Here is a 24,231-nt window from a genome sequence, read left to right on the forward strand (position 1 = left end):
ATCAAGCGGCCTCCTCGATGGCGATGGCAGAAATCTGGCGCCCGTAATCCGGCTCCTGCGCATGCGTCGTGCGCCGATAGGAGAAGAAGCGCTCCGGGTCGGGATAGGTGCAAAGGTTCAGGCTTTCGGCCGTGACGCCTGCCTTGCGCAGGCGGTCGACGGTCAGGGACGGCAGATCGAACATGGCGTGACCGGCCCGTTCGGATGGGGCGAAATATCCGGCGTAGTCCGGATCGTGCGCCAGGAAACGGTCGACGAATTCGGGGCCAACTTCATAGCTCGACTGGCTGATCGAAGGCCCAAGGCAGGCGACGATTGCCTCACGCTTCGCGCCGAGCGCGACCATCGCGTCGATGGTGTTTTCGAGCACGCCCGTCAGCGCGCCCTTCCAGCCGGCATGAGCGGCGCCGACGACCCGGTTTTCCGGATCGGCAAAGAGAATGGGGCCGCAATCGGCGGCGAGTACGCCGATCGCGATGCCCGGCGTTGCCGTCACCATCGCATCGGCCTGCGGCCGGCTGCCGTCATATTGCGCGCCGATGGTCACGACATCGGGCGAATGGATCTGATGCACGGTGGCAAGCTGCGCGAGTGGCAGACCGAACCAGTCGGCGACGCGGCGGCGGTTTTCCTGCACGTGCTCGCGATCGTCATGCGAGCCGAGACCAACATTCAGCCCGCGATAAAGGCCTTCGGAAACGCCGCCGGCGCGGGTGAAATAGCCGTGGCGAATGCCGGCAACCTCGGCGGCGCTCAGTAGCGTGCTTGCTAGTGGTGTCGGCAACGAGAGAGTTCCTTGATGTCTTGGTTGGCCAGTCGTGCGATGAATAACGCAGCTGCGGCGAAGCAGTTCGATTTGACCGGGATGTTGGCCCACCCCGGCGCGGGCTGTCAATCCGCAGGGTCGATGGTCAGGCGTCAGCCGACGGGACGAAAGGGCAGGAGATCGATCGCCGGGCTGGAGACCGCCAGCACCTTGAAGAGCTCTCCCATCTTGCCTTCGCCGGCGCCGGCGAGCCTTTCCACGGCGATGCGGATATTCTCCTGAATTGCTGCATCCTGGTCGCGGCCGAGTGCCGCCGCCCGCTCCAACAGACCAAGTCCGACAAGGAAATCGCCCTGATGGCAGCAGCCGTTGATGTGCATGTTGGAGGCGAGCGCGGTCTGCGCCAGATGCTGGAAATCGACGTGACTGGTGAGATCCGCCTCGCCGGGATGCTCCAGCGGTGGGTCATATTCGTGCATGCGCACGGCTTGCAGCGTGTCGCCGAAGCCCGTCGTCATATGACCGTAGTCGATGGCGAGCGCCGTGCCGCCATGGGCCGCCAGCCGGTCGCAGATCGTCGTCATGACGGCCTGGCGGGCAGGTGCGATCTCGAAAATAGTGCCGATCGGTGGTAGTCTGCTGTCCGGAAGAAGTGCCGGATCGAGCGTGGCGACGCTTGTGGCGAAGGTCAATTCATCATTGACGTCGAGGCCGACCGCTCGCTCGCGAAAGCCGTTGGCGGTGCGAACGAACTGGCGGATGGGAATGGCATCGAAGAGCTCGTTGGCGGCGAGCAGGGTGAAACCTTCAGGCACCTCGCCGAAATCCGTATGCCAGGAGATTTTTGTGCCATAGGTTTCGAGGGTCTGGCGCTGGAAGTCTTGTAGGCGCTCGCTGGTTTCCACCAGATGCACTGTCATGACCTCGTAGAGCGGTGGCGCCAGCTTGCCGATGACGCGCAGCATGTCTGATATCATCGTGCCACGGCCCGGCCCGATTTCGACGAGCCTTACCTCGGCCGGCGTTCCGTGCCGCTGCCAGGCATGCACCATGAAGACGCCGACCATCTCGCCGAACAGCTGGCTGATTTCCGGTGCGGTGACGAAGTCGCCGGACTGGCCGAAGGGTTCACGCGTCTTGTAATAGCCATGCACCGGATCGGCGAGACACAGGGAAAAATAATCCGTGATGCTCAATGGCCCGTTGGTGCGGATGATGGCCTTGATTTTTTCCCCGAGCGCCGTCGTCATTCTTTGCCTTCGCTAGTGCGTGACCCTGAAAGACTGGGAGCCGTTCTGGCCAGGACCACGCGATTTCAACCCCACATCAAGCCATCTGGCTCGCTGCCGCCTGCCGGGCGCGGATTACAGCCCAAAGGCCGATGGCGACCATCGGAAGCGACAGCACCATGCCCATCGTCAGCCAGTTCGTGCCGAGCAGATACCCGAGCTGCTCATCAGGCTGACGGAAGAATTCGACAAAAATACGCGAGAAAGCGTAGCCGATGACAAAAATACCGCTGACTGTGCCCGGCTTCTTCAATGCCAGCGCCCAGCGCGTGAGAATGAAGAGCACCAGGAACAGCAGAATGCCTTCGATGCCGGCCTCGTAAAGCTGACTGGGGTGGCGCGGATCGGGGCCGGCGGGGCAGACGCCGTTATGGGCGGCGATCACATGCGGGCTGCAGAAAATCATCGCCCAGGGGACGTCGCTCACCCGACCCCAGAGCTCACCATTGATGAAATTGGCGACGCGGCCGAAGAACAGGCCGATCGGTGCGACGGCAGCGACGATGTCGAACAGGCTCCAGGCCGGAATCTGGTTGCGTCTTGCAAACAAGATCATGGCGATAGTCGTGCCTATTAATCCACCATGGAAGGACATGCCGCCATTCCAGACCTCGATGGCGCGGATCGGATTGGCCAGCACCGGATCGAGATCGTAAAAGAGGATATAGCCGATGCGACCGCCGAGAACGATACCGAAGGCGACCCAGAGGATGAAGTCATCCAGATGCTGGCGCGTCATCGGCGCCGTATCGTTCAGCCAGAGCTTGCCGTTGTCGACCAGCCGCCTTGCGTAGAACCAGCCGAGCAGAATGCCGGCGACATAGGCGAGCCCGTACCAATGGACTGAAATCGGGCCGAGGGAGACGGCGACGGGATCGATGTCCGGAAACGGCAGGATGGCGGCGAGATTGGCGGATGTCAGCAAGATCGTCTGGCCCGTTGTAGCATGTTCCCGAAAGCACCGTGCCATTTCGGGACGGCATCATGCTTAATATCGAAAATGTGCGCGGAACATGGCGTTCGGTATCGAAACGGTCAAGTCGATTGTTAATCCGCCCGAGATCGCGGGCGCGGTTGTCCAGTCCTATCTCAATTTGCTTGCATCGGCCCCTTGGAAATCCTACCTCAGCACTATCTGGCCCATATCGATGCCCGACCGTCTAGGGCCGACGGTTGCAAGGAGATTGCCATGAGCACTGGACCGAACCGAATCTTCGACGAATTCGCCAAGCTGATGACCGATGCCGCCGGTGCTGCCCAGGGCGTGCGCCGCGAGATCGAGACCGCGTTCAATGCTCATGCCGAACGCTGGCTGAACAGCATGGATATCGTCAAGCGCGAGGAATTCGAGGCCGTTCGCGAAATGGCGGTCAAGGCGCGCGACGAAAACGAGGTGCTGCTTTCGAGAATCGAAGCGCTCGAGGCCAAGCTCGCAGCCAAGGGCAAGTAAGTTCTATCTTCAGCCCGCAGGCCGGTGCGGCACCCGTTTGCCGCACCTTTTTCCTCTGAAATTTTCCGCCTGTTTTTCCACCTGTGGACATAGGCAAAAAAGCCAATCGCCAGAGTCGGTTATGACTCCCTTCTGAATAGGCGTCGGAAGAGCTTTCCACAGTGCCGTTTCCAAAATCACCGCTCAGGGGCTGGCATGCCGGGCATGCCGCTATACACTGATTTTAAATGATGATTCGAAACGGACTTGGTAAGCCCCGGGCATGGTGGAAGCGTTAGTCTGGCAGCCGTTCAACATCATCCCGAGTATGTTTCCGGAGTAAAATTGTTTGCGTTCTTTCAGTGTTGAGCCACGGGAAAACTGCAACCGATCCGGTCAAGAAGGTGCTGCATGAGCCTTATGGAAATGGAAGCCGAACGACAATCGAATCCGGTCGACATGATCGAATTCGTTGCTGCCAACAACGACTGGTCGTTCGAACGGTCCGGCGAGGACGAACTCGCCATGACCGTCGAAGGGCGATGGACCGACTATCACGTCTCGTTCTCCTGGATGGAGGAATTCGAGGCGCTGCACATAGCCTGCGCGTTCGATGTCAAGGTTCCGGACCCGCGCGTCAACGAGGTGATCAAGCTTCTGTCCTGCATCAACGGGCAGGTGCTGATGGGCCATTTCGATCTGTGGCGTCAGGAAGATATTGTCATCTTCCGGCAGTCGCTGCTCTTGTCCGGCGGCGCAGAGCCCACCAACCGGCAGGTAGAGGTGTTGCTTTCCAACGCGCTTGACACCTGCGAGGCTTACTATCAGGCTTTCCAATTCGTTGTATGGTCCGGGCTCGATGCCAACCGCGCCATGGAAGCCGTGCTTTTCGAAACGGTAGGCGAAGCGTGACATGACAGGTGAACAATCCGCCAATGCATTTGCATCATCCGGGCCGATCATCCTGATCGGCGCGGGCAATATGGGTGGCGCATTGCTGACGGGGTGGCTGAAGAACGGCGTGCCGGGATCGTCGGTCATCGTCGTCGATCCCAATCCGGCCGAAGCGATGCGGAAAATGATTGCGGATGCCGGCGCAAGCCATGTCACCGAAGTTCCGAACGGATTGACGGCGGGAGTTCTCTTCATCGCCGTCAAGCCCCAGCTCATGGACGCCGTTCTGCCGCCGTTCAAGCCACTCGTGGGGAAGGCGACGGTCGTCGTCTCCATTGCGGCCGGCAAGACACTCTCTGCGCTTGAAACGCATCTGGGAGAAGCGGCGATGGTACGCGCCATGCCGAATACGCCAGCAATGGTCGGGCGCGGTGTGACAGGCGCTTTCGCCAATCAGCGAGTGAGCGATCGCCAGCGGCAGCTGGTTCAGAACCTGTTGAAGGTATCCGGCCCGGTCGAATGGGTGCCTGGCGAAGCCGATATCGATTCGGTGACTGCGGTTTCGGGCAGCGGGCCTGCCTATGTTTTCTATCTCGTGGAATGCATGGCGGAGGCGGGCCGAAAGCTTGGCCTGCAGGCGGACCTCGCCATGCGGCTCGCACGGGAAACCGTCGCGGGGGCTGGTGAATTGTTGCACCAGTCTCCCGACGACGCTTCGCGCCTGCGCCAGAACGTGACCTCTCCTGGCGGCACGACCGCAGCGGCACTCGGCGTCCTGATGGCGGAGGACGGCATGCAGCCCTTGTTCGATGCTGCTCTTGAAGCAGCGCGCAAGCGGGCGCAGGAGCTGGCCGGTTGAATTTTCGATAAGGGGCGGGACATGGCGGAAGAGATCACCTATGGCGATTTCGAGCGGGTGGATATCCGTGTCGGGACGATCATCGAAGCGGAGACCTTTCCGGAAGCGCGCAAGCCTGCTTACAAGCTAAGGATCGACTTCGGACCGGAAATCGGCGTCAAGCGTTCCTCCGCGCAGATCACCGTGCATTATACGCCGGAGGCGCTCATCGGCCGGCAGGTGCTGGCTGTGGTCAATTTTCCGCCGCGCCAGATCGGGCCGGTGCGCTCCGAAGTGCTGACCCTCGGTTTCGAGGACGAGTCCGGTGCGATCGTTCTGGCCTCAGTCACTCAACCGGTGCCGAACGGCAAAAAGATGATGTGAGCGGTGTCCCTTTCGCAATCGAAAGGGAGGGGCTCAATGAATATCCCTCGATACCGGATCGGTCAGGCTGAAGTCGAGGAATTCTGCCTCGAAGCCTTCGCGCTGCGGTGAGCAGAAAGCGGGGCCGACCAATACGTCTTCCAGTGTGGGATCGAACCAGGCGAGCCTCGCCATGTGCCACTCGTTCATCCGATCGGTGCGATACTGGATGAAGAGGGCATCGCCGTTGCGGGTGACCCGCGCGGACATGGCGTCGAAGTCATGATCGATGCGGAACGCTGACCAATCGGAATTGCCGTTGGTGACGACGACGCTGAAATGCCTGGCGCCGTCGGTATATTCGATCCCGCATTTCATCCAGTGCCTGGCATCGTGGCGGATCATCAGGCCTGCCTGGTCGTAAAGCTCGCGATAGTGGCCGACGAAGGTGGCTTCGGCGGTGAAATCGCCGCGACGCGGGATGCCGAGAAAATGACCGTTATCGCGATGGAAGCCGTAATAGGTTTCCTGCCAGAAATCGGTCTTGTCGCCGGAACGGACGAACAGGCGCCCCTGGTTCACTTCCCACATTGGCGGCGCGTTCAGCCAGTGCATGCCATCGATATCGATCGGCATATGCTCCCTCCCTCAGGCAGGTATGCGGATGGTGGCCCGCAGGCCGCCGAGCGGGCTGTCACCGAGCGTGACGTTGCCGCCGTGGCTGCGGGCGATGTCGCGCGCGATGGCAAGGCCGAGTCCAGTGCCGGATTTATCGAGATTGCGGGCCGCATCCAGCCGGAAGAATGGTTTGAAGACGTCGTCTCGCGCCGCGACAGGGATGCCGGGGCCATCATCATCGAAGATGATCGTCAGCCATTTGGCGCTGTGCCTGGCTTCGACGCGGAGGCTGTTGGCATAGCGGCGGGCATTGGTGGCGAGGTTGGTCACCAGACGGGTAAATGCGTTCGGCCGGACGGAGATCTGATTGTCGCCGTCGATCGAGAAGCTCATGGATTTGCCATGCAGCGTGAAGTCCTGCTGGATTTTATCGAGGATATCACTGAGCTTGAATTGCCCGACATCTTCTTCGGCTTCGCCGCGTGCAAAGGCCATATAGCCCTCAAGCATGCTTTGCATGTCCTCCACGTCTTCGCCGAGGCCGACAAGATCCGGATTTTCGCCGACAAGGGCGAGCTGCAGCTTGAAGCGGGTGAGAACGGTGCGCAGATCGTGGCTGACGCCGGAGAGCATCGCCGTGCGCTGCTCGATCTGCCGTTCGATGCGCTCACGCATCAGGATGAAGGCAAGACCCGCGCGGCGTATTTCGTCGGCGCCGCGGGGAGAATAGTTCTCGAGCCGCTGTCCCTTGCCGAAGCTTTCGGCAGCCTGCGCCAACGCCAGGATCGGGCGGATCTGGCCGCGCAGGAACAGGACGGCGATGCCGATCAGCACCAGTGAGGTGCCGACCATCCATAGAATGAAGATATGGGTGTTGGAGGCATAGGTCTGGCTGCGCTTGGCAAAGACGCGCAGCACCTTGTCCGGCAGCTTGATGCGGATCTCGACCAGACTGGAGTTGCCGACCGTATCGATCCAGAAGGGCAGGTTGATCTGATCTCTTATCTCGTCGCTCAGGATGCCATCGAGGATCGAGAAGAAGGGTTTCTCGGCGGGCGGCGGCAGCTCGCCGCCCGGTTCGATCGAAATAGCGAGATCAAGCTTCTGGCGCGCCATCTGGGTTATGGCGGAATAGTCGGCATCCTGCGGATAGGTCTGGATGATGGTGATGATGGCGGCGATGTCGCGTGTGGTCGCCATCGACAGTCGCTGCGTCACCATCTGCCAGTGGCGCTCCATGAAGACGACGGTCACGACCGCCTGCAGGATGATCATCGGCAGGATGAAGATTAGCAGCGAGCGGGCATAGAGGCCGGTCGGCAAGATATAGCGACGCATCCAGCGCGAAAGCCACCGCAATCCGTTGGACGGCGTGTGATCCTGGTCGCGTCTGATCGAATCGAATGTCACCATCACCTGATCCTGCGGAGCCGATCTCAGTCTATGCTAAGGCGGTAGCCGATGCCACGCACCGTCTGCAGCCAGATAGGGTTGGCCGGGTCATCTTCAATCTTCCGGCGCAGCCGGTTGATCTGCACGTCGATCGTCCGCTCGCCCACTTCGGCATCGTTGCCGATGAGCTCATGGCGCGGGATCGTCTCGCCGGCGCGCTTGGCAAACAAAAGCATGATTTCCTGCTCGCGGTCGGTGAGCCGGATCAGTTCCGCCGCCTTCTTGAGTTCCTTGCGAGTGAGCGAAAATGTGTATGGCCCGAACATGACGAGCTCGATCTTCGGAGAATCCGCGGGCGCATTGCGGCGCAGGATGTTGTTGACACGCAGCACCAGTTCGCGTGGGTCGAAGGGCTTGGGCAGATAATCGTCCGCACCGGCCTCGAGACCTGCTATACGGGAATCGGCTTCCGCAAGCGCCGTCAGCATGATGATCGGAATGTTCTTGATGGCACGAAGGCTTGCCGTCAGCTCGATGCCGGATTCGCCGGGCATCATCACATCCATGATGATGAGATCGAAGTCGAGCCCTTCCAGCTTGCGACGGGCTTCGGCGCCATCGGCGGCAGCCGTCACGCGGAAACCCTTCTCCATAAGATAACGATTGAGGAGCGCGCGGATACGCGTGTCGTCGTCCACGACCAGAAGATGTGCTGCGTCATCCGAGATTGCTGCTTTTGTCGTCATTCGATCCGTCTCGATCCTGTCCTACCCATCGATTGAGTTGACGCGTTCCACACCGGCCCCGCGGGCTTGATCGCCGTCATTTCTCGGTCTGCATTCCCCTGAGGAAACGCTTCACGCTTTCGCGCGTCGCTTCCGACGCGCCCTCGAATGCTCTTTCAATGCGGCGCGATTGCGGCTCGGCCAGCGCCAGTGCCAGATCGCGGCCCGCTTGTGTCGGGTACAGCTTGCGCTGTCGCCGGTCCTCCGGACCCGCGACTTGGCGAATATAACCCGAATCGATCAATTGTTTGAGAACCCGCGCCAAACTCTGTTTGGTGATCTGCAGTGTTTCCAGAAGGTCCGCAACCGTCATGCCGGGTTCGCGGTTAACGAAATGGACGACGCGATGATGGGCCCGTCCGAAACCGCTCTTGACGAGAATCTGGTCCGGATCAGAGACGAAATCGCGGTAAGCGAAGAAAAGCAGCTCGATGATCTCGAAATCGATGCTCCCAGCGTTCTGCAGCGGCGTGGCCAGCAGCTCCGTCTTTGTCGCATTCTGGCTCATCTGTCGTGGCACCGTGGCATTTCCTTTCCTATTATGGAGCATTCGGGAAACTTACGCAAAAATATGTCAGTTCTGTTGACGCATTTTTACGTCGCCGACCGCCTTCGCACAATGCCATGCGGCGCAAACGATGTTGCCTTGTCGGGAAATTAAGCGCGGTCCCGCTAAAACGCCAACATATCCTGTATTTTCATCCGCTGCCACTCGTGCGTGGGGCGCATGGGAAGCAGCAATTAACCCCGTGATGAGGCGGCGTGATCGGCAGGGGATAATAGCGGGCGGGGGCAGGCGCCATCGCCTGAAAGCCGCATATGCCCGATCTCAAAGACGCTAACGTCAATTGAGCCGGCATTCCCTCCCATCTCGTTTCGAGGCACCGGCGAGGGGCGGCTGTTGCCAGACAGAATTGCGTATCGATGCGCGCAAGCCGGGCATGTTGCGACGCCCGGCTTGCGCGATCCGATCTGTTTACGACTTGCGGCCGAGAACGGCGCCGACGATCGCGGAGAGTACGCCGCCTGCGACCAACGAGGATATGCCCTGCGCCACGAGACCGGTTAGAGCTTCGCTACCGATCAGGTTCAGGATCAGGCCGCCGCCAAGGCCGCCGATCGCGCCGGCAATTGTTCTGGCGACGAGGTTTATCCCCTCCTGCTTCAAAACGGCGCTCGCGGCGTTGCCACCGATCGCACCGGCAATCAATTGCGTAATGATAGGCCCTAGACTTTCCATGACTACCCTTCTCCCATTGCTCCGGAAGACGCTTCCGGGTCCCCTCTCGCCGCGTCCTGGATTGATGCCAGGGAGCGGCGATAATCCTCAGTGATATTAGGAGTACATCATGCACAGATCGCTGGAAATAGAAGGGCAACTCAAACGGGAGAATTCTGCAATAATTTCAGGGGAAATCCGCAGTTTGAACATGCGACTGTCCAGCTGCATGTCAATTTCGCCATCTTGTTCGGGCTTGCGGGCGAATCAGCGGTAGACGTAGACGATCCGGCGCGTGCCGGGATCGATCAGTACGGGCTGGTGGTTCACCTCGACGTAGCTGTATTGATAGTCCGGAATGCGATGCACCTCCACGCTTCGCGGAACCGTGGCGCCGATAGCCAGATCTCCATTCAACTGAACCGTATCGACCGGATTGTCGTCGATATAGCTTCGGACTTCGTCAGGTGGTGTGATTGCAACCACATCGCCGCCGCTTTGATCGACGGGACCCAGCAACTGGTCGTTTGGACCAGGCTGAACGGGCTGGACGCTACCGGTTTCTACAGGGTCCGTCTGCTCGTAGGTGATCATCGGAATGCCGAGATCATCGCGATGGTCCTGGACGACGACAGCGGCACCGTCTTGTTCGACGTTGAGATATTGCGCATAGACCCAGCCTCGCATGCCGTTGACATCGACCCGGCACCAGCGGCTGCCTTCGATGCAGCCATCCAGCGTCGCTTCCGAGCCGCGCGTCGCAACACCGACCGTCGGAAACTCCGCGCCTGGACCTGAGCGCACTTCGATGTCGCTGGCGGTCGTGGCGGACATTTCGGCCTGAGCCAGACCTGCGCTGCCGAGAACGACGAAGCCGGCCAGCAACAGATTTCTCTTAAAGGACATTGGTTCTCTCCTTCTGCCTTTAAAGACGTATTCTCAACGCTTCGCGTGCTGCAGTGTTCCGGTCGGGGCGGCATGTGCTTGGCGTCTGTCGGTGATGCGTTCCAATAACCATCGGAATTACTTTATCATTTTCGATTTTACAGGCCGGAATTCGCGGCGTTCGCGCTACTTTGACACCGGCAGGGGCTGTTTTGCCTGATGTTTGCGGCTATACCGGCGATACGACGATCAAACAGACGAGGCGCTCCATGGGCATGCTCCAGGCCGGTATCATTCCGGTGACCCCTTTCGAACAGAACTGCACCATCCTGTTCGATCCGGAGACGAAGGAAGGCGTGGTCGTCGATCCCGGCGGGGACGTCGACATCATCCTGCAGACCGTGCGCGAGAACGGCATCACCTTGAAGGCTATCTGGCTGACGCACGGCCATATCGACCATGCCGGCGGTGCTGACGAGGTGCGCGAGGTACTCGGCATCGAGGTGATCGGCCCGCATGAGGACGATCGTTTTCTGCTGGAGGATATCGAAGCCAAGGGCAAGATGTTCAACATCAGCGGCGTCCGCAATGTCACGCCGGACCGCTTCCTGAAGGAGGGCGACAAGGTCTCCTTCGGCGAGCATGAATTCGAGGTTTTCCATTGCCCTGGCCATGCGCCCGGCCATGTCATCTATGTCAACCGCAAGCAGGGCTTCGCCCACCTCGGCGACGTGCTGTTCAACGGTTCGATCGGAAGAACCGATCTGCCTGGCGGCAATCACCAGCAGCTGCTGGAATCGATCCGCGACAAGGTCTTTCCGCTCGGCGATGAGGTCGGCTTCATCTGCGGCCATGGGCCAGGCAGCCGGATCGGCGACGAGCGTCGCACCAATCCTTTCCTGCGCGGCTTATAAGGAAAGCGTCGCGCTCGCTGGAGCCATCCCGCTTTTCCTGGAATTGCGAGAACGCTCTATCCTTTTGTTTTTACGCAATTCTGGGCGGAAAACCGCTATGCACTTTTCCTGGAATTGCTCTAGCGGGCCACTTGTCCACCCTCGCGGCATCTGGAGAGAATGTCATCAGCGACGCTGGCGAGCGGCATAGTGGCGTCAATGCTTGTCGCGTCCTTCGGCATATCCTCTTGCGTTGCGTGCAGTCGCATAATGAGGGCTCGTTCGGCAGGCCTTCCGCCAAACTCGTCTTCTGGCCTGCCGGCAAGCCGGCGGTTTAGCGTGTCCGGGTCGACGCTCAGAACAAAGACCTCGTCAAACAGATCGATAAAGCGATGGAAATTCCTGCAGCCGCCACAGAAGAAGGAGATCGGGTGGCTGCGATCGGCGACGAGGGATCTGACTTTGTCGACATTCCAAAGATGGTGTCTATGTACAAAGGCTGCATTCAGGAGGTGCTCGCCATGCGCGGAGCCGTCCAGCGGTTTGCCTGTTTCCGGATCGCCCCTATACGCCAACTCGCGGTCACCATGGATGACGTGGTAACCGCGCCGCTGCAATTCGGTGGCGACTGAGGTCTTGCCAGTCCCGGAAACGCCTTCGATCAAATAGTTCCTAACGCCCATGTCAAACCTCTGGAAAGCTTGTTCGCGCTGCTGGGCGCGACGACTGCGGGCATAGGGGGCTGGTGTGACAACCGCAAGACGTTGTCACGGAACGTCTCGATAACGGCTCCGGACGCGAAGGTATCGGCGCCGTTGTTCGAGTGGCCACTCCAAGGATGCAGCGTCGAGCGTCGAGCGGCCGAGATGGGGCTGTGCATGCGCGCTGCCGCGAAACCTTCTTGAAGGTGGACGTTTCGCGACAGCAAGTATTCCGCATTTCAATCCGGCACTGGGCTTGAAAGCAGTACTTCGGTTCTCCGTGCTATGAACCAACAGCGGCCCGGAAATCAGTCAGCCGTGCAGTAATGGCGCATGCCGTCATAGCCGACATAAGTACCGGTACGGCCGTCGAAGCTTCTGTAGCGGTCGTAGCAGTAACGCATCCATGCAGACGATCCGGGACGCAGGCCGTATGCCGGCGGCGGCGCATAGTAGCTGACGTCACGCTCGACATAGACGCGGCGCGGCGGCTCGCGATAGTAGTAGGGCGGGGGAGGTGCGTCGTAATCGGGATCGACATAGACCGGTGCCGGCTCGACATAGCGTGGCTGGCTGGCAATGGCGGAGCCGACGATCAGGCCGGTTGCGAGCCCGGCAGCGCCGAGCGCCCAACCATCGCGGTTGCGATGGCGCCAGTATTCATCAGCGGAAGCGGCGCTCATGGACGTGACCGTCAATGCAGCGGCGACCGCGGACATGACGAGCGTTTTGCCGAGTATGGTCATTGGCCTATCCTCTAACGGGAGCGGGACAACAGCTATTCCCGCTCGTTCATGAGAGGCAAATTATACGTCGCAAAGTGAATGCAGACTGAATGACAAAACCCGGCATTGCTGCCGGGCCTCAACTCGAATTTGATAGCCGTAAGGTGTCTTAGCCAGCAATCTGCAGATTGACGGCCTTTGGTCCCTTGCCGCGGCGATCCGGTTCCGTGTCGAAGCTTACCTTCTGGTTTTCCGACAATCCTGCCAGGCCAGAAGCTTGAACTGCAGAAATATGTACAAAGATGTCCGCGCCACCCTTGTCTGGTTTGATGAAACCGAAGCCCTTATCGGTATTGAAAAACTTTACAGTGCCAGTCTCGGCCATGCCTCAGGTCCTTTTCTCTCTGCCCACCATCCACATGGGCAGCATTACTTGTGTTGCCCTTGCGAGCGCTTGCAGGCAGTTCTCGGAATTTGAAGGAAAAGGTCCCCGTAACTCGGCATGGACGTGATGCGATGTTTGCCACCCCGCTTCTCGACCAAGCTGACCGGAATATTAGCGTTTCCGGCTCGCAATTCTATTAGGACTTCCCATGCTCTAAAAATGCCCGAACACCGTTGAGAGTGCTGTGTTTATGGGAAATTGGCAAGCAAAAGTTTTTTAACGTGGCACAACAGGCACAATACCGTAACGCGAATATGTTATTGCGATTCGCAGATTTTCCCACTTTGAAACAAGTTTCTAAGGGTTTTGCATCGCTCGCGATATAGTTTTGGCTAAATTTTCCCAAATCGACTGGTGTGAACGGCCGTTTTCGATTGTTCGAAAAATTTCGGCCGGCCATCCCTTCAGGCGGCCAAAAGCGCGCATTTCCGGCGTTTTTTACGCTGTGGCGCTGCGACGGCGCGTCAATTCCGGCACCAATTCCACGGCCAGCATGGCTGCAAACATCAAGGCGCAGCCGGCATAGCCGAGCGGGCCGATGGTCTCGCCGAGCAGCAAGGCACCGAGCGAAGCTCCGAACAATGCTTCCGACGACAGGAAGATCGCTGCCTGGGGCGCGGTCGTATAACGCTGGCCGATGATCTGCAGCGCGAAAGCCAGACCGGAGGAAAAGATGCCGACATAAAGGATCTCACCGAGCGCGCCCCGGATGTCGGCAATGCTGATGGGCTCGATGGCGGCGGCAACCCCGAGAGCGAGGACGGCGGTGACGGCAAATTGCGTGGCCGAGATGCCGAGCGGCCGGCCGGTTTCGTTGACGGCCGAGCCGGCAAGCGTGATTTGTGCCGCCCAGAAGAGCGCGCAGATGACGGTCAGGAAGTCACCGACGGTCAGGCGCGAGATGGAACCGCCCGAGAGCAGGTAGATGCCGCAGAGCGCCATCAATGCTGCGGGCCAGATGATCCAGTGCGGCGAGCGGCGCAGGAAGATGACCGCGATCAGAGGCACGAACACCACGTAAAGGCCGGTAATGAAACTGGAGTTCGTCACGGTCGTTGTCAGAAGCCCGATCTGTTGTGTTGCCGCTCCGCCGAAGAGAGCGATGCCGATCAGCAGAAAGGAGCGCCAGTTGCGGGATGTCAGCGGCTTTGCTGCCTTCCTCTTTTCCATCCAGACGAACGGCAGGACGACCATGGTGGCCACGGCAAATCGCAGGCCGATGAACCAGAAGGGTCCGATCGTCTTCATGGCTGTCGATTGCGCAACAAAACCGCCGCCCCAGATCGCGGCGGCAAGCAACAACAACAAATTCGCCTGTATGCGAGACATCGGCATCCTGTGGGAAGGGGAGGAAGAGCGGTGACCGTTAGCAGTTGCTTTTACTTGCGGCAAGGGCAAAAGGCGCTGGAAGTGGAGCGCTAGTTCGACGCCCTTGAAACCCTTAGAAGGACGCCGTTGTCTTCGTCGGTCGTCATCAGCAGCGCGCCATCGGGTGCGACCGCGATGTCACGCAGGCGGCCGAACCTATCGTCAAACATGCGTTCCTGTTCGGTGATCTTGCCCTTGCCGTCCTGGCTCAGCCGAGACAGCAGCTCGAACTTCAGCGCCGTCACCAGGAATTCGCCATTCCATTCCGGGAACATCTCGCCGCGATAGACGACTATGGCGCCTGGCGCGATCGAGGGGTCCCAGTAGAAGCGGGGCTGCTCCATGCCTGCTTTTGCCGTGCCGATGCCGATCTTCGTACCGTTGTAGTTGACGCCATAGGAGATGACGGGCCAGCCGTAATTCTTGCCGGCTTCGGGCGTATTGATTTCATCGCCGCCCCTGGCGCCGTGTTCGACCGTATAGAGCCTGTTCGTCTCGCTGTCGAAGGTGATGCCTTGCGGATTGCGATGGCCCTTCGACCAGATTTCGGGCAAAGCGCGGTTGCCGTCCTTGAACGGATTGTCGGCGGGGATACTGCCATCGGCGCCGATATGAATGATGGAGCCGGCGTCATCGTGGAAATCCTGGGCGCGATCCTGCTGGCCGCGGTCGCCGAGGCTGACAAAGAGGCTGCCGTCGCGAGCGATGGCTATGCGCGAACCATATTGGATATTGCCGCGCGACAGCTTGTTCATCAGGAAAATGCGTTTCACGTCGGTCAGTTGTTTTTCGTCCGGCGACAGTCTGGCGCGAAAGGCGGCCGTGCCGCTTCCGCCGTCGCCCTCTACCGAGGCCGTGAAGTAGAGGGTGCGGTTGCTTGAGAATTTCGGATCGAGCGCGACATCGAGCAGGCCACCCTGGCCGCGCGCATAGACTTCGGGCACGCCGGAAATAGGTGCGGAAATCCTGCCATCGCGGACAAGTCGCATGCGGCCCGGCCGCTCGGTCACGAGATAGGCGCCATCCGGCAATGCTTCGACCGCCCAGGGGTGTTCCAGCCCCGTCGCTATCGTCTCAACCTTGACGTTCACCTTTGCGTCTTGATGGTCTGAGCCGGTTCGGCAAGCGCTGATGCCGCCGAGAGCAGGGCGCAGGCCATCAAAGCGATCGAAAACTCCGTTCTGCCCACGCGCATCCATCCGACCTCCCCAATAGTCCCGCTTTGCAAGGTGGGACCGTTCGGTTGCCATTCAAGGCTGATCGCGGAAACGATAACGTCTTTGTGTACTCGCTTTCGGTGGGCGGAGGCTCTTCAGATCTCGCGATCTCATCTGCGGGCGGGGATGGTTTGCATGCTCAGGCGTGTCCGAGCACAGTCGCGAGGTGTTGATGCCAAGGAAGTATTTGTTCTTTATTGGAAATTTCCACCTTCTTCAGAATCCGATTCAGGTGCTTCGCGTAATGATTCAAGTTCGGAAAGATTGCGACTGACTGGCTATGATCGATCCGGCCTGGGTCCAAAGAGGCGTATGGCCTGGTATCGCAGGCTTCTAGCCGGATAAGAAAAGCTCGCGCGCATGGCTCGGAAAGCCATGAAATAAAGCCACTGTGACGCCTTTGTGCTTGAAACGACGGCGTACATTCGACATAGAACTTAGCGCAGAAATCTGGTCCACAGGCTTTCTGCCATTTTCAACCGAATAGGACCGATCATCATGGCCTTTCTTGCCGACGCTCTTTCCCGTGTAAAGCCTTCTGCCACCATCGCCGTTTCCCAGAAAGCGCGCGAACTGAAAGCAAAAGGACGCGACGTGATCGGCCTCGGCGCCGGTGAACCGGATTTCGATACGCCCGATAATATCAAGACGGCCGCCATCGATGCGATCAATCGCGGCGAGACGAAGTACACGCCGGTTGCCGGCATCCCCGAACTGCGCAAGGCGATCGCCGCCAAGTTCAAGCGCGAGAACAATCTCGACTACGCTCCCGAGCAGACCATCGTCGGCACGGGCGGCAAGCAGATCTTGTTCAACGCCTTCATGGCGACGCTGAACCCGGGTGACGAAGTCATCATCCCCACGCCCTACTGGGTCTCTTATCCGGAAATGGTGGCGCTGTGCGGCGGTACGCCGGTTTTCGTCGCGACGACGCAGGCCAACAGCTTCAAGCTGCAGCCCGCCGATCTCGAAAAGGCGATCACGCCGAAGACCAAGTGGTTCATGTTCAACTCGCCGTCCAACCCGTCGGGCGCTGCTTATTCGCACGCCGAACTGAAGGCGCTGACGGACGTGCTGGTTAAGCATCCGCATGTCTGGGTCTTGACCGACGACATGTATGAGCACCTGACCTATGGCGAGTTCAAGTTCGCCACGCCGGTCGAAGTCGAGCCGAGCCTCTACGACCGCACGCTGACGATGAATGGCGTGTCGAAGGCCTACGCGATGACCGGCTGGCGCATCGGTTATGCGGCCGGCCCGCTGCAGCTCATCAAGGCCATGGACATGATCCAGGGTCAACAGACCTCGGGTGCGACCTCGATCGCGCAATGGGCTGCCGTCGAAGCGCTGAACGGTCCGCAGGACTTCATTCCGCGCAACAAGAAGATTTTCGAAGGCCGCCGCGATCTCGTCGTATCCATGCTGAACCAGGCGAAGGGCCTTTCCTGCCCGGTTCCGGAAGGCGCATTCTACGTCTATCCGTCCTGCGCCGGCCTGATCGGCAAGACGGCTCCGACCGGCAAGGTCATTGAGACGGACGAGGATTTCGTGTCCGAGCTGCTGGAATCGGAAGGCGTCGCCGTCGTTCACGGTTCGGCCTTCGGCCTCGGCCCGAACTTCCGCATCTCCTATGCGACCTCGGAAGAGCTGCTCGAAGAAGCTTGCCGCCGCATCCAGCGCTTCTGCGGCGCCTGCAAGTAAGCACCGAGAATGGATCAAACGGAAGCCCGCCAGAGATGGCGGGCTTTTTTGTTGTCCAGTTTCTCCATCGGCTCATCAACTGAATCAAGTGGCTCGCGATTTGAATCCGCCTGCGGCCTCAAGCCTTTGAAATCGGACTCAAAGACCGAGCGCCGTCAGCATGATGAAGGTGGCGAAGAGGATGAAATGGGTCATGCCCTCGATGGCGTTGGTCTCGCCATCGTTGAGGTTGATGGCGGCGACGATCAGCGTGATCATCACCATGACCGTCTGTACCGGCGACATGGCCATGATGAAGGGCTGGCCGGTATAGAGCGCGATCGCCTCCATGACAGGCACCGTCAGGATGACCGTCGACAGCGAGGCGCCGAGTGCGATGTTGACCGTCGCCTGCATGCGGTTTCTAAGGGCCGCGCGCAATGCCGTCAGAATTTCCGGTGCCGCCGAGATGGCGGCGACGACGATGGCGGCAATGGCTGGCGGCGCGCCTGTGCCCTTGAGGCCGGTATCCATGAAGGCCGACATGAATTCCGCAAGCGCGCCGATCAGGACGACGCCGATCAGGATTGTCACGATCGAGGTGGTCGTGGATTCCTCGTCATGAGACTCCTCGGCTTCGGCGGCTGCGAGCTTCTTTTCCGTGCGCGGATAGCTGTAGCTGAAGAAATAGCTGTGGCGACCGACCTGCATGCGCAGGAACAGCGCATAGAGGGTGATCATCGCGACGATGGTGAAGGCGGAGTAATAGTGCCACTTCGCATCAGGGATGAATTCCGGGACGATCATCGAAATGCCCATGGCGGTGAGGATCATCACGCCGTAGGTTCGGCTGGAGTCGTCATTATAGGGCTGCTCGCCATGCTTCAGGCCGCCGAGAAGAGCGGCGAGGCCGAGGATGCCGTTAATGTCGAGCATGACGGCAGCATAGATGGTATCGCGCACCAGCGTTGGCGAACTTTCGCCGCTTATCATGATGGCAAGGATGATGACTTCGACTGCGACCGCGGAGAGGGTGAGGATCATCGTGCCGTAGGGATCGCCGACTTTGACGGCAAGCGTCTCGGCATGATGGGCAACACGCATGGAGACCAATACAATCGTTGCGATCAAAGCTGCGGCCGCGATTATCGATGCTGTCTGACCCATTTCCAGCACGGAATGCTCGCTGGCATAGGCGATGACGGCAATCGCCAATGCCACCAACAGGGCCTTTTCCTGCTTAAACCACTTCGCTGCGATCACTTTCCCCACCTTTGCGCCGATTAACGGTTGCACTCTAAAGCAAGGATTTCGCACATCAAGCTTGCGAGGAAGAGGGCGAAATTTGCAGTTAACGCGGTTTAATGGAATACTGCGCGGATAGGTCTGCCCAACCAAAATGCCGCGGCATCCTCGAAACCGTCTCAGATGCACGCGATCTTGCCGGCAATGTCCGGTCCGAAGGTCTTGGCAGATGAGAAGGAGGGTTCGGATGGTCAAGGTCGTTTACGAAATCGTGCCGCATGACGGTGGGTGGGCTTATCGTTTCCGTGACGTTTATTCGGAGGCGTTTCCGACACACTCCGAGGCGGTGGAGGCAGCCAGGATCGTCGCGGCTGAACAGCAGGTCGGAGGCGACTCGGCCGAAATCAGCTGGCAGGATGAAGGCGGCAAATGGCATGAGGAATATGCCGATGGCGGTGACCGCCCGGAAACGGAGGTCATTGACGGCCAGATGCGTTTCCCGCCGGTAGATACCGCTCCCGGTGCCTAGGGCTGTCCTGGATTGCTCGCCTTTTCGATGATCGCGTTGACGAAGTGACGCTTCTCGGCGGTGTAGCGATCGCCGTCATGCCGATGAATTTCGGCAAGTTTCAGCTTCAGTTTCGCGTAGGCTGCCGCTTCAGCCGGGTGCTTGCGAAGATAATCCCGAAAGATCACCCTGCGTTCGTGCGTCTGGTTGCTCGGTGGGCACAGATAGACGCGCTCCGGCGGTTTGCCGTCGCGCCGCATGAATGCCCAGACATCGTCGTCATAGCGATTGCCGCGCGGTTCGTAGTTCTGATCCAGGAGAATCTGTGTCGCTGGCAGGACATCGGCTGAACTGCGCAGGATGATGTCGATATCGATAAGCGGCTTTGCGGCGATGCCGGGAATGGATGTGCTGCCGATATGCTCTATCGTCACGACATAAGGCGCCAACAATCGTTCCAGCTTCTCGCGGATGCGTTTGAAATCGCCCGGCCAGCTTGGGTCGTATGGCACCAGCTCCACCGCTGCTTTTCTGATCATGTTCGCCCCTCCGCGCCGCCTTCCTTGATATAGTCGAGTAATCCGGCGACGAGCGCGTCAAATGTCACGCGGCAGCGCGGCGATGTCTTCAGGTTTTCATGCATGACGATCCAGGTATCGATCTGCACCTCGATCTCGGGCAACAGGCGCATGAGGCTTGGGTCGCGCCTTGCCAAGGGGATTTGAATGAAGCTGATGCCGATGCCGGCGCGCAAGGCATTATGCAGCGCGATACTGTGATCGGAGCGAAAGCCGAAGGAGACACCGTCGAGCATTGGGTAGCGTTTCAGCATCAGGCGTATGTAGGCCGTTTGGCGATCGAAGCCGATCAACCTGTGTCGATGCAATTCCTCGATCGCTTCCGGTTCGCCGTAACGTTCGATATAGCTGCGATGGGCGAAGAGGCCGAGGGAGATGATGCCGATATGGCGTGAGAGCAGCGCCTCCTGCGCGGGCGCGACCATGCGTACGGCAATATCGGCCTCGCGCTGCAGCAGATCCTCCACGGTGTCGGAGGCGGACAGCTCCACGACCAGCTCGGGATATCGTGCCTGCAGCTTGGCAAGGATCGGCGGTAGCACTTCCGTACCGATGACCTCGCTGGCACTGATACGCACGGTGCCGCTGACCTTGTCTTTCGAACCGGAGGCCGCCCGCAACAGGGCGGCGGTCGTGCTGGCCAATGTCTCGGCATATGGTTTCAGAACAAGGGCGGCGTCGGTTGGCAACAGGCCCTGTTGCGAACGCGTGAACAGTTCAGCACCAACCGATTCCTCCAAAGCGTCGATATGACGGCCGACCGTCGGCTGCGTGAGGCCAAGTTCGCGGGCGGCGGCCGACAGCGACCCATGCTCCAGCACAGCAAGAAAGGTACGGTAGAAATCCCAGCTTGGCTCAGAAGATGATGTCATACATTTATGTATATCATCTGCAGATTTTTCCGCAATTTCGTTTATCGTGTGTGTGAAGGATAGTCAGCCCATCGAAACCGATGGAGATGACGATGAGCAACCAGACAGAAAATGCGAAGACTGCTTTGATACTCGGAGCGACCGGCGGCATCGGCGGCGCCGTTGCCCAGGGGCTTGCCGCCCGCGGCTGGCGCATCCGGGCTCTGACCCGCGATGTAGCGCAGGCAGCTCGTCGCCAACCTGAGTTCGACTGGATTCAGGGCGACGCCATGCTGGTCGGGGATGTATTGAAGGCTGCGGCCGGAGCCGAAGTCATCGTGCATGCCGTCAACCCTCCGGGCTATCGCAACTGGGGGCAGTTAGTCTTGCCGATGCTGGACAATACCATTGCGGCAGCGAAGAGCGTCGGTGCGCGGATTGTGCTGCCGGGTACGGTTTATAATTTCGGCCCGGATGTCTTTCCGAATGTGAGCGAAGATAGTGCGCAGCGGCCGAAGACCCGTAAGGGCGCTATCCGCGTGCAGATGGAACGGCGTCTTAGAGCGGCGGCAGAGCAGGGCGATACACCGGTTATCATTGTCCGCGCCGGCGATTTCTTTGGTGGCTCGCGCGCCAATAGCTGGTTCTCTCAGGCCATGGTTACGCCAGGCAAGCCGGTCAGCGCCGTTACCTATCCTGGCAAGGCCGGCCTAGGACATCAATGGGCTTACCTGCCGGATGTTGCGGAAACGATGATCCGGCTGATCGAAAAGGGCGACGAACTCCCCGCTTTCGCCGTGTATCACATGCGCGGTCACTGGGATGGCGATGGCAGGCAGATGATCGATGCCGTGCGGCGGGTGCTGGGGCGTGCGGTGAAGGTCAAGGCGTTTCCTTGGATCATAGTGCCGTTGGCCGCACCTTTCGTTCCGTTCATGCGGGAGCTGCGCGAAATGAGCTATCTCTGGAAGGTGCCGCTGGAGATGAGAAACGACAAGCTGGTGGCCGTGCTCGGCGAAGAGCCGCATACGCCGATCGACGAAGCCGTGCGGAACAGTCTGGCGTCGATCGGTTGCCTGCCGACAGCATGAGGGCGACCCCGGGCAGGCATGCGATAAGCGCAAGCCCGCCCGGCTCGGCCTGTTTGAAACGGCAAGGAGCCCCCGCAATATGCGTTGCGAGGGCTCCTTGCCGTTATCGGAATGTGGCTGAAAACCAAAATCAGGCCGCTTCGTCGAGCGTCGGATAATCGGCATAGCCCTTGGCGCCGCCGCCGTAGAGCGTCGTCTGATCCCATTGGGCGAGCGGTGCATTGTCCTTCAAGCGGCGGACGAGGTCCGGGTTCGAAATGAAAGGCTTGCCGAAGGCAACGACATCGGCCTTGCCGCTATCGACGGCTTCGATCGCCATTTCGCGGGTGTAGGCATTGTTGAGCATCCAGCCAGCCTTGCCGCCTGCAGCCTTATAGGCCGCATGCAGGGCATCGTAGTCGAAGGGCAGGAAGTCGCGCTTGCCGCCGGTCTGGCCTTCGACGACATGGATATAGGCAAGGCCGTATTTCGCCAGACCTTCCACGACATGGGTGAAGAGCTGCTGCGGGGCCTGGTCGCTGGCGTCGCCGGATGGCGTGACCGGCGAAATGCGGATTGCCGTGCGTCCCGCGCCGATTTCCTTGGTGATGGCGTCGACCACTTGGAACAGGAAGCGCGTGCGGTTCTCGATCGAGCCGCCATACTGGTCGGTGCGGTCATTGATATCGCCACGCAGGAACTGATCGATCAGATAGCCGTTGGCACCATGGATCTCGACGCCATCGAAACCGGCATCGATCGCGGCGCGGGCCGCCTTGCGATAGTCCTCGATAATGCCCGGGATTTCCGCGACTTCGAGCGCACGCGGCTCGGAGACATCGGCAAAGCCGCCTGTGCCGTCGCTGTTGACGAGGTAGGTCTTCGAGTTTTCAGCTCGCTTCGAGGTCGATGACACCGGCTTGGCGCCGTTGGGCTGCAGGGTCGTATGGGAGATACGCCCCACATGCCACATCTGCACGACGATCTTGCCGCCATTGGCGTGTACCGCGTCGGTCACCTTCTTCCAGCCGTCGAGTGCTTCCTTGCTATAAAGGCCGGGAACATCGGCATAGCCCTGGCCCTGATGGGTGATGGCGGTTGCTTCGGTGATGATCAGGCCGGCGGTTGCGCGCTGGGCGTAATATTTGACGTTCAGATCGTTCGGCACGGCCTTGGGCGAGCGATTGCGCGTCAGAGGCGCCATGATGATGCGGTTGGCGATGGAGATATCGCCTAGCTTCGTCGGTTCGAACAGTTTAGTCATTGGGAATGTCCTTTCTACTGGGGAGGATAAAAGGGAGGGATCAAGACGAAGCGAGAGCTTCGTCCTTGGGGCGTAGGGTGGCGAAGGTCAGCAGGACGGTGAGGAAGCCGAGGATTGCCATGGCCGAGCCGGCGAGCGGCACCTGTGCCAGGGAGAAGCCCTCGTCGATGACAACGCCGCCGATCCAGGCGCCGAGCGCATTGCCGGTATTGAAGGCGCCGATGTTGATTGTTGATACGAGATTGGGTGCGTCCTTGCCGAAATTGACGACGTTGATCTGCAATGCAGGCACGGCGGCGAATGCGGCGGCTGCCCACAGGAAGAGCGTGATCTCGGCGCCGACGACGGAGTGGATGGTGAGGCTGAAGATTGCTGAGGTCACGGCAATCGCCAGGAAGACACCAGCGAGCGTTGTGCCGAGGCGCCAGTCCGCCAGCTTGCCGCCGATCAGATTGCCGATCGTCAGGCCGACGCCGATCAACAGCAGCGTCCAGGTGACGGTCTGCGGCGAGACGCCTGTGACGTCACGCAGCATCGGGGCGATGTAGGTGAAAAGCGCGAACATGGCCGCCGAGAAGAATACGGTCGTCAGCAATGCCAGCCAGAGGCCGAGGCCACGGAGTGCGGCGATTTCGCGGCCAAGGCTGCCCTGACGTGCTTCTTCATTCTTTGGCAGCACGGCAACGAGGCCCGCGATGGAGGCGACGCCGAGAAGCGTGACGATCCAGAAGGGCGCGCGCCAGCCTAAAGCCTGGCCGAATGCGGTGCCGAGAGGAACGCCAAGCACGTTGGCGAGCGTCAGGCCGGTGAACATCAGGGCAACGGCGCGAGCTTTGCGGTCTTCCGGCACCAGGCTGGCAGCGACCACCGAGCCGATGCCGAAGAAGGCACCATGGCAAAGTGCGGTGACGATGCGGGCGATCATCAAGATCCAGTAGTTGGGGGCGATGGCGCAGAGAAGATTGCCGAGAATGAAGAAGCCCATCAGCATGATCAGTGCCGAACGACGGCGCAAATGGGCGGTTGAGACAGCCATGATCGGTGCGCCGATCGCGACAGCCAACGCATAGCCCGTGACCAGCCAGCCGGCCTGCGGAATGGTGACGGCGAGATCCGAGGCGACTTCCGGCAGCAGTCCCATGATGACGAATTCGGTGGTGCCGATTGCGAAGGAGCTGAGCGCGAGAACGAGAAGCGCAAGAGGCATG

The 24,231-nt window shown here is 59.8% G+C and carries 26 protein-coding genes and 1 pseudogene; 8 read left to right on the plus strand and 19 right to left on the minus strand.

Translation table 11 applies throughout. The features are described 5' to 3' along the window. Position 1 precedes the first annotated feature (1 nt). From pgeF to lgt, 3 genes are all read right to left on the minus strand, one after another. Positions 2 to 784: a peptidoglycan editing factor PgeF gene (gene pgeF / locus ACIQWP_RS07575; protein WP_402784207.1), complete on the minus strand. Its 783-nt coding sequence runs from the start codon at positions 782 to 784 to the stop codon at positions 2 to 4. Positions 785 to 918: 134 nt separating this feature from the next. Next, the gene (locus tag ACIQWP_RS07580) at positions 919 to 2,016 is read right to left on the minus strand and encodes a class I SAM-dependent methyltransferase (protein ID WP_402784209.1); all 1,098 of its coding nucleotides are present in this window, start codon (positions 2,014 to 2,016) and stop codon (positions 919 to 921) included. A 76-nt stretch (positions 2,017 to 2,092) separates the two neighbouring features. After that, positions 2,093 to 2,980, minus strand: coding sequence for a prolipoprotein diacylglyceryl transferase (gene lgt / locus ACIQWP_RS07585; protein WP_402784211.1), 888 nt, complete (start codon positions 2,978 to 2,980; stop codon positions 2,093 to 2,095). Between the two features lie 264 nt (positions 2,981 to 3,244). On the opposite strand from lgt, the gene ACIQWP_RS07590 reads away from it, so the two are divergent. The 4 genes from ACIQWP_RS07590 to ACIQWP_RS07605 all read left to right on the plus strand — a co-directional run bounded on the left by ACIQWP_RS07590 (position 3,245) and on the right by ACIQWP_RS07605 (position 5,600). Next, on the plus strand, positions 3,245 to 3,505 hold the full coding sequence (locus ACIQWP_RS07590) for an accessory factor UbiK family protein (RefSeq protein WP_402784213.1): 261 nt from the start codon (positions 3,245 to 3,247) through the stop codon (positions 3,503 to 3,505). 390 nt (positions 3,506 to 3,895) lie between these two features. Further along, positions 3,896 to 4,396, plus strand: coding sequence for a YbjN domain-containing protein (locus ACIQWP_RS07595; protein ID WP_041677603.1), 501 nt, complete (start codon positions 3,896 to 3,898; stop codon positions 4,394 to 4,396). Position 4,397: 1 nt separating this feature from the next. Then, on the plus strand, positions 4,398 to 5,237 hold the full coding sequence (proC, locus tag ACIQWP_RS07600; RefSeq protein WP_402784215.1) for a pyrroline-5-carboxylate reductase: 840 nt from the start codon (positions 4,398 to 4,400) through the stop codon (positions 5,235 to 5,237). A gap of 21 nt (positions 5,238 to 5,258) precedes the next feature. After that, positions 5,259 to 5,600, plus strand: coding sequence for a tRNA-binding protein (locus tag ACIQWP_RS07605; RefSeq protein ID WP_402784217.1), 342 nt, complete (start codon positions 5,259 to 5,261; stop codon positions 5,598 to 5,600). Between the two features lie 33 nt (positions 5,601 to 5,633). Here the strand turns inward: ACIQWP_RS07605 and ACIQWP_RS07610 are convergent, their stop codons facing one another. The 6 genes from ACIQWP_RS07610 to ACIQWP_RS07635 form a co-directional block, all read right to left on the minus strand. Then, complete coding sequence (locus tag ACIQWP_RS07610; protein WP_402784219.1) at positions 5,634 to 6,215, minus strand: DUF1349 domain-containing protein; 582 nt, start codon at positions 6,213 to 6,215, stop codon at positions 5,634 to 5,636. A gap of 12 nt (positions 6,216 to 6,227) precedes the next feature. After that, complete coding sequence (locus tag ACIQWP_RS07615) at positions 6,228 to 7,610, minus strand: ATP-binding protein (RefSeq protein ID WP_402784221.1); 1,383 nt, start codon at positions 7,608 to 7,610, stop codon at positions 6,228 to 6,230. A 23-nt stretch (positions 7,611 to 7,633) separates the two neighbouring features. Beyond that, positions 7,634 to 8,335 carry a response regulator gene (locus tag ACIQWP_RS07620; protein ID WP_402784223.1) on the minus strand — a complete coding sequence of 234 codons (702 nt, stop codon included), beginning with the start codon at positions 8,333 to 8,335 and terminating at the stop codon, positions 7,634 to 7,636. A 76-nt stretch (positions 8,336 to 8,411) separates the two neighbouring features. Continuing rightward, a complete protein-coding gene (locus ACIQWP_RS07625; RefSeq protein WP_402784386.1) occupies positions 8,412 to 8,882 on the minus strand; it encodes a MarR family winged helix-turn-helix transcriptional regulator in 471 nt (156 codons plus the stop codon). 468 nt (positions 8,883 to 9,350) lie between these two features. After that, on the minus strand, positions 9,351 to 9,614 hold the full coding sequence (locus ACIQWP_RS07630) for a hypothetical protein (RefSeq protein ID WP_120664552.1): 264 nt from the start codon (positions 9,612 to 9,614) through the stop codon (positions 9,351 to 9,353). A 246-nt stretch (positions 9,615 to 9,860) separates the two neighbouring features. Then, the gene (locus ACIQWP_RS07635) at positions 9,861 to 10,499 is read right to left on the minus strand and encodes a DUF1236 domain-containing protein (protein ID WP_402784226.1); all 639 of its coding nucleotides are present in this window, start codon (positions 10,497 to 10,499) and stop codon (positions 9,861 to 9,863) included. A gap of 248 nt (positions 10,500 to 10,747) precedes the next feature. Here ACIQWP_RS07635 and ACIQWP_RS07640 point away from each other — a divergent pair, with 248 nt between their 5' ends. Beyond that, positions 10,748 to 11,392, plus strand: a complete 645-nt coding sequence (locus tag ACIQWP_RS07640) for an MBL fold metallo-hydrolase (protein WP_402784228.1) — start codon at positions 10,748 to 10,750, stop codon at positions 11,390 to 11,392. A gap of 119 nt (positions 11,393 to 11,511) precedes the next feature. On the opposite strand, the gene ACIQWP_RS07645 is transcribed toward ACIQWP_RS07640, so the two are convergent. The 5 genes and pseudogenes from ACIQWP_RS07645 to ACIQWP_RS07665 all read right to left on the minus strand — a co-directional run bounded on the left by ACIQWP_RS07645 (position 11,512) and on the right by ACIQWP_RS07665 (position 15,805). Further along, positions 11,512 to 12,054, minus strand: coding sequence for an AAA family ATPase (locus ACIQWP_RS07645; protein ID WP_402784230.1), 543 nt, complete (start codon positions 12,052 to 12,054; stop codon positions 11,512 to 11,514). Positions 12,055 to 12,380: 326 nt separating this feature from the next. Beyond that, positions 12,381 to 12,818 (minus strand): BA14K family protein, encoded by a 438-nt coding sequence (locus tag ACIQWP_RS07650; protein WP_402784232.1) that lies wholly within the window; start codon positions 12,816 to 12,818, stop codon positions 12,381 to 12,383. A 148-nt stretch (positions 12,819 to 12,966) separates the two neighbouring features. Further along, a complete protein-coding gene (locus tag ACIQWP_RS07655) occupies positions 12,967 to 13,182 on the minus strand; it encodes a cold-shock protein (protein WP_004116423.1) in 216 nt (71 codons plus the stop codon). Positions 13,183 to 13,680: 498 nt separating this feature from the next. Then, positions 13,681 to 14,571 (minus strand): DMT family transporter, encoded by an 891-nt coding sequence (locus ACIQWP_RS07660; RefSeq protein ID WP_402784235.1) that lies wholly within the window; start codon positions 14,569 to 14,571, stop codon positions 13,681 to 13,683. Between the two features lie 89 nt (positions 14,572 to 14,660). Next, a pseudogene (locus tag ACIQWP_RS07665) lies at positions 14,661 to 15,805 on the minus strand (PQQ-dependent sugar dehydrogenase). Between the two features lie 520 nt (positions 15,806 to 16,325). Between ACIQWP_RS07665 and ACIQWP_RS07670 the strand changes: the two are divergent. Continuing rightward, positions 16,326 to 17,528, plus strand: coding sequence for a pyridoxal phosphate-dependent aminotransferase (locus ACIQWP_RS07670; protein WP_402784237.1), 1,203 nt, complete (start codon positions 16,326 to 16,328; stop codon positions 17,526 to 17,528). Positions 17,529 to 17,666: 138 nt separating this feature from the next. Here ACIQWP_RS07670 and ACIQWP_RS07675 read toward each other — a convergent pair whose 3' ends face one another. Continuing rightward, positions 17,667 to 18,674, minus strand: a complete 1,008-nt coding sequence (locus ACIQWP_RS07675; protein WP_402784389.1) for a calcium:proton antiporter — start codon at positions 18,672 to 18,674, stop codon at positions 17,667 to 17,669. Between the two features lie 325 nt (positions 18,675 to 18,999). On the opposite strand from ACIQWP_RS07675, the gene ACIQWP_RS07680 reads away from it, so the two are divergent. After that, complete coding sequence (locus ACIQWP_RS07680) at positions 19,000 to 19,281, plus strand: DUF2188 domain-containing protein (RefSeq protein WP_047632072.1); 282 nt, start codon at positions 19,000 to 19,002, stop codon at positions 19,279 to 19,281. Here the strand turns inward: ACIQWP_RS07680 and ACIQWP_RS07685 are convergent. Both ACIQWP_RS07685 and ACIQWP_RS07690 read right to left on the minus strand, forming a co-directional pair. Then, positions 19,278 to 19,799, minus strand: coding sequence for a GrpB family protein (locus tag ACIQWP_RS07685; protein WP_402784240.1), 522 nt, complete (start codon positions 19,797 to 19,799; stop codon positions 19,278 to 19,280). The two genes, ACIQWP_RS07680 and ACIQWP_RS07685, sit on opposite strands and share 4 nt — an antisense overlap. Continuing rightward, positions 19,796 to 20,710: a LysR family transcriptional regulator gene (locus ACIQWP_RS07690; RefSeq protein ID WP_402784242.1), complete on the minus strand. Its 915-nt coding sequence runs from the start codon at positions 20,708 to 20,710 to the stop codon at positions 19,796 to 19,798. Before ACIQWP_RS07690 ends, ACIQWP_RS07685 begins: the two co-directional genes overlap by 4 nt. Before the next feature lie 92 nt (positions 20,711 to 20,802). On the opposite strand from ACIQWP_RS07690, the gene ACIQWP_RS07695 reads away from it, so the two are divergent. After that, positions 20,803 to 21,780: an NAD-dependent epimerase/dehydratase family protein gene (locus ACIQWP_RS07695; protein WP_402784244.1), complete on the plus strand. Its 978-nt coding sequence runs from the start codon at positions 20,803 to 20,805 to the stop codon at positions 21,778 to 21,780. 130 nt (positions 21,781 to 21,910) lie between these two features. On the opposite strand, the gene ACIQWP_RS07700 is transcribed toward ACIQWP_RS07695, so the two are convergent. Both ACIQWP_RS07700 and ACIQWP_RS07705 read right to left on the minus strand, forming a co-directional pair. After that, entirely contained in the window at positions 21,911 to 23,023 is a 1,113-nt protein-coding gene (locus ACIQWP_RS07700) for an alkene reductase (protein WP_402784246.1), read from the minus strand. 40 nt (positions 23,024 to 23,063) lie between these two features. After that, positions 23,064 to 24,230 carry an MFS transporter gene (locus tag ACIQWP_RS07705; protein WP_402784248.1) on the minus strand — a complete coding sequence of 389 codons (1,167 nt, stop codon included), beginning with the start codon at positions 24,228 to 24,230 and terminating at the stop codon, positions 23,064 to 23,066. Position 24,231: the final 1 nt, after the last annotated feature.

Source organism: Rhizobium sp. NPDC090279 (assembly GCF_044769665.1).
GTDB lineage: Bacteria > Pseudomonadota > Alphaproteobacteria > Rhizobiales > Rhizobiaceae > Rhizobium.